This is a genomic window from Hymenobacter perfusus (assembly GCF_003944765.1).
Classification (GTDB): domain Bacteria; phylum Bacteroidota; class Bacteroidia; order Cytophagales; family Hymenobacteraceae; genus Hymenobacter; species Hymenobacter perfusus.
This window is the reverse complement of the sequence record NZ_RWIU01000001.1, coordinates 735,908-749,119: the sequence shown is the minus strand read 5'-3', so window position 1 is coordinate 749,119 and position 13,212 is coordinate 735,908. Positions and strand designations below refer to the sequence as shown.

At 58.2% G+C, this 13,212-nt stretch carries 10 protein-coding genes; 1 reads left to right on the top strand and 9 read right to left on the bottom strand.

Features of this window, described 5'->3' with window-relative positions:
• Nucleotides 1-126: 126 nt before the first annotated feature.
• The 6 genes from ruvA to EI293_RS03220 form a co-directional block, all read right to left on the bottom strand.
• Complete coding sequence (gene ruvA, locus EI293_RS03245; RefSeq protein ID WP_125435635.1) at nt 127-732, bottom strand: Holliday junction branch migration protein RuvA; 606 nt, start codon at nt 730-732, stop codon at nt 127-129.
• A gap of 235 nt (nt 733-967) precedes the next feature.
• On the bottom strand, nt 968-3,244 hold the full coding sequence (locus EI293_RS03240) for an NADP-dependent malic enzyme (RefSeq protein WP_211339464.1): 2,277 nt from the start codon (nt 3,242-3,244) through the stop codon (nt 968-970).
• A 170-nt stretch (nt 3,245-3,414) separates the two neighbouring features.
• Nucleotides 3,415-5,367, bottom strand: a complete 1,953-nt coding sequence (locus tag EI293_RS03235; protein ID WP_125435633.1) for a LysM peptidoglycan-binding domain-containing protein — start codon at nt 5,365-5,367, stop codon at nt 3,415-3,417.
• A gap of 215 nt (nt 5,368-5,582) precedes the next feature.
• The gene (gene gatA / locus EI293_RS03230) at nt 5,583-7,022 is read right to left on the bottom strand and encodes an Asp-tRNA(Asn)/Glu-tRNA(Gln) amidotransferase subunit GatA (protein ID WP_125435631.1); all 1,440 of its coding nucleotides are present in this window, start codon (nt 7,020-7,022) and stop codon (nt 5,583-5,585) included.
• Between the two features lie 11 nt (nt 7,023-7,033).
• On the bottom strand, nt 7,034-7,414 hold the full coding sequence (locus EI293_RS22550; protein WP_125435629.1) for a Sec-independent protein translocase subunit TatA/TatB: 381 nt from the start codon (nt 7,412-7,414) through the stop codon (nt 7,034-7,036).
• A gap of 12 nt (nt 7,415-7,426) precedes the next feature.
• Entirely contained in the window at nt 7,427-7,651 is a 225-nt protein-coding gene (locus EI293_RS03220) for a Sec-independent protein translocase subunit TatA/TatB (RefSeq protein WP_125435627.1), read from the bottom strand.
• Between the two features lie 395 nt (nt 7,652-8,046).
• On the opposite strand from EI293_RS03220, the gene EI293_RS03215 reads away from it, so the two are divergent.
• Entirely contained in the window at nt 8,047-8,931 is an 885-nt protein-coding gene (locus EI293_RS03215; RefSeq protein ID WP_170170219.1) for a GAF domain-containing DNA-binding protein, read from the top strand.
• Nucleotides 8,932-9,207: 276 nt separating this feature from the next.
• Here the strand turns inward: EI293_RS03215 and EI293_RS03210 are convergent, their stop codons facing one another.
• Genes EI293_RS03210 through EI293_RS03200 form a run of 3 tightly spaced genes read right to left on the bottom strand, consistent with a single transcriptional unit; the run spans nt 9,208 to nt 13,115 of the window.
• A complete protein-coding gene (locus tag EI293_RS03210) occupies nt 9,208-10,557 on the bottom strand; it encodes a murein hydrolase activator EnvC family protein (RefSeq protein ID WP_125435623.1) in 1,350 nt (449 codons plus the stop codon).
• A complete protein-coding gene (locus EI293_RS03205) occupies nt 10,541-11,299 on the bottom strand; it encodes a DUF4292 domain-containing protein (RefSeq protein WP_125435621.1) in 759 nt (252 codons plus the stop codon). The genes EI293_RS03210 and EI293_RS03205 overlap by 17 nt, the downstream gene beginning before the upstream one ends.
• A complete protein-coding gene (locus EI293_RS03200) occupies nt 11,292-13,115 on the bottom strand; it encodes a tetratricopeptide repeat protein (RefSeq protein WP_125435619.1) in 1,824 nt (607 codons plus the stop codon). The genes EI293_RS03205 and EI293_RS03200 overlap by 8 nt, the downstream gene beginning before the upstream one ends.
• Nucleotides 13,116-13,212 lie beyond the last annotated feature (97 nt).

The following is a 13,212-nucleotide window of genomic DNA, read 5'->3' as shown; positions in this document are numbered from 1 at the left end:
GAGAGGAATGCGTTTTTCGTGGCTCGTGTGTGGTCTTTGTTAAGCTGCAAGCTCCATAAGTAGTCAGCCTACTTCCGGTGGAAAGCAGCCAAAAACGGATAACGGGCGACGAAAAACGAAATAGGCCTAATGAGACTTAAGAGCGAATTTAATCAATTCCTCCACGCTCAGGTCGTTGCCGTGCTTGCGCTGGATCTGGTCGAGGGTTTTCTCGGCGGCAGTCCGAACGAAGCCCAGCGTTACCAAAGCCGCTAACGCTTCGGTGCGGCTGGTATTGTGTGCTTTAGCCAGCGGCACCGTATCAATGCCGGCTTTGGCCAGCAGCTCATCCTTACGGAGCTTGTCTTTCAGCTCCAGCACCACGCGCTGGGCCGTTTTAGGGCCTACTCCTTTAATACTCTGAATAGCGCGCACATCCTCGCTGACAATGGCGTGCCGAATCTCGCCAACCGACATCGACGAAACCATCACGATACCCGTGCCCGGCCCAATACCCGATACGGAGATGAGCTGCATGAACAGGGCTTTCTCATTCGGATCGAGAAAGCCGTATAGCGCCTGGCCGTCTTCCTTGATGTGCTGGTAGGTGTAAAGCTTGACCTTTTCGCCTTCGCCCGGCAGCTTGGAATAGGTAGCCAGGGAAATCCGGATTTCGTAGCCAATCCCATTCACGTCGAGAATGGCCTGGGTGGGGTCTTTATGGACTAGTTTGCCGTCAACGTAAGCAATCATGCGGGGTGGTTGTGATGGAGAGTATCGGTGCTACCGGAACACGCTGGTGGCGGTATTTGTGCCAGTTGCGCCAGAAGTTCTGACCGGGGTAGTCGGCGGGGTGAACCGAATAGGTAGTCGAGCAAGTTGGGGCGAATTTGGCCGGAATCAAAGCCGAGAAACCAAAGGCCATGAAAGCATAAAGCCTCGCTCCGGGGCAGAGCGAGGCTTTGGAAAGCAGGAAAGCAACAAGCGGTTAGAGTCCTTTGCCTTCAGGGTGCTGCGCATCCACCACCGCAATGGCGGCCATGTTCACAATTTCCCGTACCGAGGCTCCCAACTGCAGAATGTGCACCGGCTTACGCATGCCCATCAGCACCGGCCCGATTACTTCGGCACCGCCAATTTCCTGGAGCACTTTGTAGGCAATGTTGCCGCTGATTACGTTCGGGAAGATGAGCGTATTAGCGCCGCCTTTGTCAGCCAGCGGCGAGAAAGGATATTGCTCGCGCAGCAACTCGGGGTTGAGGGCCGTGTTAGCCTGCATTTCACCGTCCAGGATCAACTCGGGGTAGCGGGCTTTGGCCAGCTCGGTGGCGCGGCGGGCCTTGTCGGGCAGCTCACCGGGGTTGGAGCCGAAGTTGGAGTAGCTGATGACGGCCACGCGCGGCTCGGTGTCGAAAAACTTCACAGCCTGGGCCGAGAGGCCGATGATACCCACCATTTCCTCGGCCGTGGGGTCGATGTTTACGGTGGTATCGGCGAAGAAGAACGGGCCCTTCTTGTGCTGAATAATGTACATGGAAGCCACCCGCTTCACGCCTTCGGCCACGCCAATGACCTGCAGGGAGGGCACGATGCTCTTACCGTAGTCCTTGCTGAGGCCGGTGATGAAGGCGTCGGCCTCGCCGGTTTCCAGCATCATCGAGCCAAAGTAATTCCTCTCCCGTAGCAGGCGGCGGCCCTCGTAGAGCGTGATGCCCCGGCGCTGCCGCTTCTGGTAGAACAGCTCGGCATATTCCTCGCGTTTGGCTTCCTCGTGCAGAATATCGATGATCTGACAGCCTTCCAGGTCCAGGGAGTTTTCCTGGGCAATACGGGCAATCTTCTCGCGGTTACCCAGCAGAATCGGTTTGGCGATGCCCTCATCATGCAGAATTTGGGCGGCCTTGAGGATTTTGTAGGTGTCGCCCTCGGCAAATACCACGCGCTTGGGGTTGCTGCGAGCGGCCTGCGTGATACGGTTCATCAGCTTCTGGTTCACCCCCAGACGGGCCCGCAGCTCGTCTTCGTAAGCAAACCAGTTGTCGATGTGCACCCGGGCCACGCCGCTGTCAATAGCTGCTTTGGCCACTGCCGGACTCACGGCCGTAATCAGGCGCGGGTCAAGCGGTTTGGGAATGAGGTAGGTGCGGCCGAACGACAATGTATTGTCGCCGTAAGCCTTGTTCACCATCTCCGGTACGGGCTCCTTGGCTAAGTCCGACAGCGCCTTTACGGCGGCCAGCTTCATGGCCTCGTTGATTTCCGTGGCCCGTACATCCAGTGCCCCCCGGAAAATGTAGGGAAAGCCCAGCACGTTGTTTACCTGGTTGGGATGGTCGGAGCGGCCGGTGGCCATGATGATGTCCGGCCGGGTAGCCATAGCCACTTCGTAGGCAATTTCCGGGTCGGGGTTAGCCAGCGCAAACACGATGGGGTCAGCAGCCATCTTCAGCAGCAACTCAGCCGGCAGCACGTTGGCCGCCGAGAGGCCCAGGAATACATCAGCACCTTCCATGGCCTCCGCCAGGGTGCTGATGGAACGCTCGGTGGCGAAGAACAGCTGCATATCGGCCAGGTCGGTGCGCTGCGGCGTGATGAGGCCGTCCTTGTCGAATACCACCACGTTTTCGCGCTTCAGCCCCAGCTCCAGATACAGGCGCAGGCAGCTGATGGCAGCAGCGCCGGCCCCACTGACTACCAGCTTGATTTCGCCAATCTTCTTGCCCACGACTTCCAGCCCGTTGAGCAACGCCGCCGAGGAGATGATGGCCGTGCCGTGCTGATCGTCGTGCATCAACGGAATGTTCATCTGCTCGCGCAGGGCCGTTTCAATGCGAAAGCACTCGGGGGCTTTGATGTCCTCCAGGTTAATGCCCCCAAACGTCGGCTCCAGCGACTTGACGATGCGAATGAATTCATCGGGGTCGGTGGCGTCAATTTCAATATCGAAGCAGTCGATGCCGGCAAACTTCTTGAACAGGACGCCTTTGCCTTCCATCACCGGCTTGCTGGCATCAGGACCGATGTTGCCCAGACCCAGCACCGCCGTACCGTTGCTGATAACGCCCACCAAGTTGCCCTTGGCGGTGTATTTGTACACGTCATCCTTGTTAGCGGCAATGGCTTTGCAGGGCTCGGCCACGCCGGGCGAGTACGCCAGCGCGAGGTCGAGCTGCGTGCTCATGGGCTTGGTGGGAATCACCTCAATCTTACCGGCCGGACTCTGAGCGTGGTAATTGAGGGCGTCCTGTTTGTTGATTTTCAGCATATGAGGTAGCGGTGGGTAGACTTCCGAAGAAAGCACAAGGAAGCAAGATGGGGCAAAATCAACCCGCGTCAAAGGTACGTCCCGCCGCCCGGATAGAAAAAGCGCCCCAGAACCATACGGACCCGGGGCGCTTGTACTGGCAGATTAGCAGCTGGAGAAACAGGTGAAATTCAGCTCCGCACAATCAACTTCTGGCCGGGCTTCACCTCGTCCGACTGCAAGTGGTTCAGCTCGCGCAGCTTTTCTACGGTGAGGCCCTGGTAACGGCGGGAAATATTGTACAGCGTATCGCCCGGCTCCACCAGATGTACTTCCGGCAGCGGGGGCACTAGCAACGCCGGCCGTGCTTTTGGGGCGGCCGGCGCAGTAGCGGCTACTTCACGCGTAGCAGCTGTCAGGTCAGCAATGGTTTCGGTGGTGGCTTTCAGGTTGAGCTTCTGGCCCGGAACCAGCGTTTCGCCCTTCAAGCGGTTCCAGGCCTTGAGTTGCGCAATAGTCAGACCGTGGGTACGGGCCACTTTCTCCAGAAAATCACCCTGCCGGACCACATACGTAGCGGGTACGCTGTCATCGGCCTCTGCTACCGATGGAACCGACACTTGCTGTGCAACTGTACGAGTGCGAACCGGGCGCTGAACCGATGCGGCAGCAGTAACGGCACGCGGTGCATCGGCGCTATCTTCTGCTTCGGGAGCTGTCTTTGCTGCTGCCGGACGTACCGTAGCGGGTGCTATCCGCCGGTTCGGGGCTGCTGCCGCAAGCTCGGTACTGGCTGGCGGCGGGGTTGCGGGAGGTAAAGGCAGAAAGACGATCAGCTGACGGCGGGAGCCCAGGGACGAGCTCTTGCCCAGCTCATTCCAGCGGCGTACTTGGGCGGGGCTTACGTCATACCGTTCCGCCACAGAAGCCACCGTTTCGCCGCGCTTTACCGTGTGGCGCACCCGCCGGAAGCGAGGCGCTTCGCGGGTAGCCGGATGGGCCGCGCCTTCTGCCAGGCGGCGGGTTGGGAAAGGCTCCACGCCGGCTAGTAGCACTGAGCGGAGCGGAAGCGGAGCCGGCAATTCAGCAGGGGGGCGACAGTAATCGAACAGCGTTTCGCGGTCAACTACGGTCAGCATTGGCCGGGCTGCCGCCGGAAACTGAACGGTGTAAGAGCGGTAGCCTGTTGGCAGCCAGGGTTTGCGTAGCTCCGGGTTCATGCGTAGCAGAGCCAACGAATCGGAGTAGCCGCAGGCGCGGGCCAGCCGTTTGAAGTCGAAGGCACGGCCCCCGAGCTGGAGCGTATCCATTGGCTCGGCGTACTGGTAATTCAGTGCAGGATCGTGCAGCTGGTGCTCTTTGGCGTACTTCATGGCGTACATGATGGCCGTGAAAGTAGGTACGTAGTTGCGGGTTTCGGCTGGCAGATTGGGATGCACTTCCCAGTAGGTTTTCTTGCCGGTGCGCCGCACTACCTTCTGCATATTGCCCGCGCCCCAGTTATAGGCTGCCAGCACCATTTCCCAGTCGTGAAATACCCCGTAAAGGTAGCGCAAGTGCTTACAGGCGGCTTCCGTGGCCTTTTCGGGGTCCATGCGCTCATCCACCCAATCGTCGCGACGCAGGCGCAGGTCGTTGGCAGTAGGCCCCATGAACTGCCAGAGGCCCGTAGCACCCACCCGCGACTTAGCCGTGGGAATCAGGGCAGACTCCACTACGGCTAGGTACTTGAGGTCGGTGGGTAGGTTATACTTGGCGAGGTACTTCTCAAACAGCGGAAAGTACAGGTTTTCGCGCTCCAGTACGCGCTGCGTGTAGCCCCGCTGCCTTTCCGTAAACAGGCGCACGAAGGCCAGGACGTGGTTGTTGAAGACGTGCGGTACGTTGGTTTCCAGGCACCCGATTCGGTCACCAACCAAGTCGCGCAGTTCTGGAGGAGTCCGCAACCATACCAGCCGGGAAGAATCGATGGGAGCTACGACCAGTGAATCAGGCAACAACTCCAGGTTGACGTGCAGAGAGTCATCGGTAGCGCCAGGCTGGACCGTAGCCGGTAACTCGGGCCGCACCTGGCCTGCCATAGGACGGGCCAGGGCCGTGGCCAGCAAAACGGGAACAGCAGCACGCAGCAACAACTTCTTCATCAGCTTACATAAGAACCTGGGGCAGAGCAGCCAGAGATACAAAACGCTGAGCCTCAACCCAGCGTAGTTTCAAAAATAGTGCAGAATCCGGAAGAATCCAGGGCTGAGCCGATTAGATGGAACATCGGCTCAGCCAAAGGGAGGAGGCCAGGGTAACTACCGATGAGTTTACCCGGCCTCCTCCCTGCACTTGGTTGGAATATTACGTTGAGCGGCTAGGCCAATTCCGGCGTCAGCGTTGTGGTAATCGAGCCGGCAAATGCCAGCAGATGCTCCTCCCGGAACGCGCCACTCAGAATCTGCAATCCAATGGGGAGCCCCTGCGAATCGGTGCCGTTGGGCACCGAAATGGCGGGTACGCCGGCCAATGAAGCCTGCACTGTGAAAATATCGGCCAAGTACATAGCCAACGTGTCCTTATTCACGTCGCCGATACGGAAGGCCGTAGTAGGCGTGGTGGGTAGTACCAGGAAATCATATTCGCGCAGCAACTCGTCGGTTTTCTCCTTAATGAGGCGACGCACGCGCTGAGCTTTGGTATAGTACGCATCGTAGTAGCTGGCGCTCAACACAAACGTGCCCAGCAGAATCCGGCGCTGTACTTCCGGGCCGAAACCCTGCGCGCGCGTCTTCTTGTAAAGCGACTCCAGGTCAGTCGCATCAGGGGCGCGGTAGCCGAACTTCACCCCGTCGTAGCGGCTCAGGTTGGAGCTGGCTTCGGCGGTAGTCAGAATGTAGTACGTCGGCACAATGAAGTCGAGGTACGGGAAATCCACGGCCTCCACCACATGGCCTTGGCCACGCAGCTGCTCCAGCGCCTGTTCCGTGGCGGCCTTAATTTCAGGGTCCAGGCCCGGCCGCTCTAGGCAGTCCTTAATGTACCCCACACGGTAATGCGGGGCAGGCGTCAGTTGCTGGCTGTACACCGGAACTTCGCGCTGGCTCACGGTGCTGTCAAATGAGTCAGCCCCGGCCATTACTTCCAACAGCAAAGCCGCGTCTTCCACCGAGCGGGTCAGCGTCCCAATCTGGTCGAAGGACGAAGCGTAGGCAATGAGCCCATAGCGGGAAATGCGCGAATACGTAGGCTTGAACCCTACAATACCACAGAAAGCCGCTGGTTGCCGCACCGAGCCACCCGTATCGGAGCCGATAGATGCCAGACACATATCAGCCTGCACAGCTACTGCTGAGCCGCCTGACGAGCCACCAGGCACACGGTCAGTATCAATTTCGTTGCGGGCCGGGCCGAAGTAGGATGTCTCATTGGACGCTCCCATAGCAAATTCGTCGCAGTTCTGGCGCCCGATAACAATGGCATCCTCATCCAGTAAGCGCTGCACGGCCGTACCAGTAAACAACGATTTGAACCCGTCCAGGATGTGGCTGCTGCTTTGCAGGGCGTGGCCTTCGTATGCCAACACATCCTTGAGGCCGATTACCATACCGGCCAGCTTGCCAGCGGTACCGGCCGCCAGTTTGGCGTCTACGGCCTCGGCCTGGGCCCGGGCCTCCTCGGGCCAGACTTCCAGAAAGGCGTTCAGATGTTCTTTGCGGCGGATATTATCCAGATAATACTCCACGAGCTGACGGCAGGACGTAGTGCCTGCCGTCAGCTCGTGGCGAACTTCCGTGAGGGAGTTGAAGCGTCTCAAGACGAAAAGGGTTAGGTCAGTTGATCGAGGCGGGGGCGCTCTTCAGCAGCCGGTTTTACAGGAGGCGTAATGCCACCATCCATGGGCGGAGCTATCGGCGCGGTTACCGGAACATCGGTAACCGGAACGTCGGCCACCGGGGGCTGATAGGCAGGTTGCTGGTACGGCTGCTGGTTAAACTGCTGCTGGTACGGCTGCTGGGGCTGGCCGGTATTCTCAATTTCGCTGCGAATCTCGCGCGAGGCATCCTTAAACTCCCGGATGCCTTTGCCCAGGCCGCGTGCCAGCTCCGGAATCTTATTGGCTCCGAAGAATATCAGAATCACGACCATGATGAGCATTAGCTCACCACCACCCAAGTCACCCAGAAAGAGGAAAAAAGGAGTATTCATGGCTACAGAGCGTTACAGACGGGGAGCAGTCGGGTCATTCGGGTTCACGGGACGGTCCCGGAATTCCGGCTTCTCTTCCTTAGAAGCATCCTTGAATTCCCGGATGCCCTGGCCCATGCCCCGGAACAGTTCCGGAATGCGCTTGGCACCAAACAACAGGATAATAGCAAGACCGATAAGCAGAAGCTCGGTGCCTCCGAAGTTACCGATTCCTAGCAGGAGTGTGGCAAAGTTCATATGGGGAAGACCAACAGGTCAGGTTATTGGGGTGGCAAAGCTACGTATACGCAGCCTTGTACGCTTCAGGATTGATAAAGGTACCGCATAATTTCAAAATCAGTTCCTGTTGCGTAGTTCCGGCCGGCTGCGTCACGCAGTTTACGACTTGGTAGCCGGGGCGTGGCCACTGCGGCCCGCACTAGCCAGAAAAGGATTTCATTAAGCGGGTAATTGCCCGTATTCAACGTTTTGGCCAGCTGAGTGTGCGGGCTTATAAGCTATTTTGGGAAAATTTACTGCTTATATCTACTAGGTGCTACCACCTTCTTTGCTTGTACCCAATGGCCACCAAACAGTCTGCTCCCGTGCGAAAGACCAAAGCCTCATCAGCGCGTGCGGATGAGGCAAAACGCTTGGAAGTATTACATGCCTATCAAATTCTGGACACGCCACCCGAATCGGTGTTTGATGACCTGGTCCGGCTGGCGGCATTTATCTGCGATACGCCTATTTCGTTCGTTTCCCTTATCGATGAGCAACGGCAGTGGCTGAAGGCGAAGGTGGGCTTGCCGGGCATTTATAGTGCCCCCCGCGACCTGACCTTCTGCCAGTACACGATTCAGTCAAACGAATTATATGAGGTAGAGGATGCCTCCGTTGACCCGCTGTTCCGGGAGCACGCCATGGTGACGGGCGACCCTAAAATTCGCTTCTATGCCGGCTACCCGCTCATTACCGCCGAAGGGCAGGCTGTGGGTACCATCTGCGCTATTGATGTAGTCCCCCGCCAGCTAAGCGCGGCACAACGGGAAGCATTGCGCATTCTGGGCCGGGAAGTAGTAGCGCATCTGGAGTTGCGCCGGGCACGCATTCAGCTAGAAGAAGAAAAAACGAAGTTGGAAGGATTATTACGCATGGCCAATGACGCTGCCGAGTCGCTGTATTTGAACGGTGGCCAGAACGAAATTTTCATCAAGCAGGACCATAAACTGGTGCGGGTGAAAACAACGGATATCCGGTATGTGGAAGCCTTAGGCGACTACGTGAACATTTACTCGGGTCGGGAGCGGTACACGGTATACAGCACCATGAAAGAACTGGAGGCCAAGTTGCCGGCCCGGGAATTTGCCCGGGTACACCGCAAATACATTGTGCGCCTCGACCGAATTATTGCCATCGAAAGCGACGCGGTAATTGTGGAGGCCGGGCGTAGTGCCGAGCTGGCCACCAGCCTGCTTCCAGTGCCTATTGGCAACTCTTACAAGTCGGCCCTGCTGAGCCGGCTGAATCTCATCTAAAAGACCGTAAGAAAAGGCTGCATCTGAATTTTTGTGCTTCACCGAGGGAAAAAAGCTATTCGGCGAATTTGCCGGCCTAAATACTAGGCCCTCCCGTATATTTCGAATGGTTATCGGGGATTGACTCCACTGTTGGCACCTGCCTTAGGTAGTCTGCTGCTTTGGGGGAGGGATTCTGGTAGCTAAGTTTGTTTTCATAGCTCAGAAAGACACCGCGCACTGCGCGGTGTTTTTTTTATGCTCTGAAACCGTTCCATAAGAACGAACCTCCCGCCCTTACTTGCGGCCAAGCCAATTCTCGGGATTCAGGTTAGAGCTGTTGTGCCAAACCTGAAACTGCACCTCTGAAGTGCCCTCTGCATCCGTGGAAACCGTACCGATGGTCTGGCGCGCCTGCACGGTCTGGCCTTCGCTCACGCTTACGCTGCGCAACTTGGCATATACCGTGAAGTAGTCGCCGTGCTGCACCATCACGATGGTGTTCATACCGGGCACGCTGGCCACCGTGAGCACCTTGCCACTGAAAACGGCCCGTACCGGCTCGCCGGCACTCGTCTGAATATCCACGCCCCGGTTTTCTACCACCACATTCTTCAGTACTGGGTGGTTGTGCCGGCCGAAGCGTTGGCTAATGAAGCCTTTACCTACCGGCCAGGGCAAACTGCCTCGGTTCTCATTGAAGGAAGCCGCCAGTTCGGCCGTTTCAGGCGTCAGAGTTACCCGGTCTACTCGCTCGGCGGCGGCTTCCGCTGCTGCTTCGGCCGCGGCCGTGCCAGGCGTGCGCGAGGTAGCGGCCGGACTGCGGCCAGGAGCAGCGGCCGTAGTCCGCGCCGCTGCTGCGGCTGCTGCTCGGCGGGCGGCGGCGCGGGCTGCCCGCGCAATTTCCTCACGCACGCGTAGCGCAATCAGGTTATCGAGGCGGCCAATAGCCTGCTGCTTGGCTGCCAGTTCTTTACGCAAGCCTTCTTCCTGCTGGGTAAGCTTGGTAACTACCTGATCCTGCTGGGTTTTGAGGGTGAGCAGGGTTTTCTTCTCTGAAATCTGGTTGTTGAGCAAGCTGCCTTTTTCTTCCTGTTTTTCCTTCAGGCCGACCAGCTGCGTACTCAGGCGTTGCTGGGTGTGGGTAATCTGGGCAGCCTGGGCTTGGCGTACTTCCGTGTACTGGCGGATGTAGCGCAGGCGCAGCATGAACTGGTTGAAGGATGCGGAGGCAAACAGAAACATAAGCCGGTTGTAGCCGTTGGCCGTTTTGGAGCCGGCATAAATCAGGCGGGCGTACTCGGCTTTCAGCTGCTCCAGGTTCTGGCGCGTTTTCTGGACCTGGGTTTCGGTTTGCCGCACGTCGGTTTCGATGTAGCGCAACTCACTACTGATATCCTTAATGACGCTTTGCTGCACCGTCAGCTTCTCCTTAAGGGCGTTCAGCTGGCCTACGGAGGCTTGTTTCTGCTGCTGCGTCTGGGCCAGGATGCGGCTGGTTTCTTTGATGCGGCGCAACGTTGTCTGCCGCTCCCGTTCCAGCTGGGCCTTGGTTTTGCGCGTGCTGCCGCGCTGCGACCAAGCCGGTTCGGCGGCGGCCAGCAATAGCAGCAACCACAGCAGCCAGCTTTTACTTTTTGCGCGCATAGCCTTTCGGAACCGAGAAGGGGAATTGGAGCCGCTCTTTATCCACATCTACTGACCGGTAGGTGAGCGTAACCGTAGTTGCTGGCGCAGTACCCTCTTTCACCTGCACCTGGGTGTTATAGGCAAATTGTTGCGGGTTGCGCTCCAGCGCCCGGAAATCGGAGTAGTCCACCGTCAGCTGATTCTGGTTGGTTGGGGCCTGCACCTGCAGCTGTTGAATTCGGCCGCCTTCCAGGTTCACGAGCTGCTGCACCAACAGGCCGGCCTGTTCATAATTCACGCGCTGCGTGGGGCCTTCGGTTGTTACGGTAGGCTGGGTGGCGGCACTCAGCGGCGGCAAATAGTTGCCTAGCAGCAACGCCTGCAGCATATCGAAGTTCACGGGCACGTTCAGCCGCTGGCTCAGGTAGGCGAAGTCGCCGGCGTAGTATTCCCGATGCAACTTATCCAGCACCTGTACCGAGTCGCGGGTGATATAAATCCGCCCGCCCTCAATTCCGATAAGAGAAGCCGAAATCCAGATAACGCTGTCCTTGCGGATGCGCACGTTGATGTTGCCGCTCTGGTCGCCGAATTGGGCTTTGCCTTTCGCGGCTAGAAAGCGGAAATCCACGTTGGCGGCGCGCACGGCCTCGGGCATGGGCACGGAGGCGGCGGGCTTGCGACCGGGGAGCAGTTGGCGGGTACAGCTGCCCAGCAGCATTACGGCGCTCAGCAGCACCAGCACAAGGCGGTTACTCATATAGTTTTTTGTCTTTGATCTTGCGGTCAATGAGCGAGGATGCCCCACCCAACTTTTTGGCACGCTGCCATTCGGTCAAGGCTTTATCCGCTTCGCCCATCTGGAACAGCACGTCGCCGTAGTGTTCCACCACGGTGGCATCGGTGGTGGTTTTGAGAGCTTTTTCGAACTGCTGACGAGCCCCGGCGTAATCCTTCAGCCGGTACAGCACCCAGCCGTACGTGTCGAGGTAGGTGTCGTTATCCGGGTTCTGCTTTACCAGCTTGCCAGCCATTTCGCGGGCTTTGTCGAGCTTTTCGCCGCGCAAAGAAAGGTAATAGCTGTAGTTGTTGAGGGCCTGGGCATTGTTGGCATCAAACGTCAGGGCCGCTTCGTATGCCGCGTCGGACTTGGCAAAGTCCTTCAGCTCATGGTAGGTATCACCCAGTTGGGTATCAAACTGCGCCAGTAATTCCGGGTTGTCGGTGGCGAGTTTGCGGCCGTATTCCAGCGCCTTGATGGCCTTGGTCGGCTGCTTTTTGAGCTGGTAGCCCAAGCCATTATAAAACCACAGGGGGGCCTGGTTCGGAAACAGTTCCAAAGCCTGCCCGGTATGTGTCAGCAGTGAATCTACCTGATTCAACTCGGCATCAATGAGCACCACCTGCTGCCAGATCTGGTAGCGCGAGTTGTCGAGCCGAATGGCCTGCAGGTAGTTGGTGCGGGCCGCCGCGCGGTTGCCGGTCACCGTCTGAATGTCGCCGGCAATGGAAAAAGCCTTGGCTTCTTTCGGGTGCACGCGGGTGGTAATGGCGGCCAGGTCCTGCGCTGTTTGGTTAAGGGCGGGGTTGGGCAGCTGCTTGATGTAGTCGACCAGAATACGGACTTTGTTGTCAATATCCAGCGTGGTGCTCTCAAACGCCAGCTTCAGCTGCCGCTCCGATTCCGGGGCGTTGCTTTGCTGCCGGTACACGTCGGCCAGAATCATGCGGGCGCGCGGGTTATCGGGGTCCTGCTTGAGGGCTTTCTCCGCTACCCGGATGGCATCGGGCAGGCGGTTGTTGGTAGCGTAGAGCTGCGCCTGGGCCAGCACGTAGCGCACTTCATCGGGGTTGGCAGTTATCAGGGCTTCGCCTTCCTGCAGGGCCTTATCCAGGTTGTTCTGCTTGAGGTAAATCTGTTGTTTCTTGAACGACACCTCATCCAGCGGTCCGAACTTTTGCTCCGCCTGCTCAAATGCCGCCAGTGCTTCGTTCAGCTTGCCCTGGGCCATGTACAGATCAGCCAGGTTGAAGAGGTAGTAGTTGGAGTTCGGAACGGCCTTGATGAGGGTGGTGTACACCTGAGCCGCCTCGTCGTACTGCTTCTGCGAGGCGTAAATCTGAGCCAGCAGCAGATAGTAGTAGGCGTTCTGCGGGTCGAGCTTCACGGCTACCTGCCCGAAATTGGTAGCATCTTTGAGGTTGCCGCTCAGCAGGTTGGTTTCGGCAATCTTGTAGTTGACGGCCGCGTTGGTGGGGTTGAGGGCATAGGCCTTGAGCAACCGCTCCAGGGCTTTATTGTAGTCTTCCAGCAGCAGAAACCGCACGCCATCCACGAAATACGACTCGCTCAGCTCCCGGTCTTTTTCCGAAAGGTTGGGCCGCTGCCGGGCGGCGGCGTCCACGGCGGTGCGGCGGGCCAGCTCCTTACGCTCCTTACGGGTGAGCTTGCGCGGCTTGGCCGCCTTGACTGGTTTGGGCGTTTCCGTGGCGGGCTGGGCCGGTTGCTGGGCATACCCGGGCCCGGCCAGCAGCAGGCCCAGCAACAAAAGGAAAAACGCACGTAATCGACGCATTGAAAACAATAGCGCGGACCTTGCGGCCCGCGGATGGGAAACCAGGAAACCTAACCCCCAACACGCCGGAATCCGGTTAAGGTCCGCGCTACTGAAA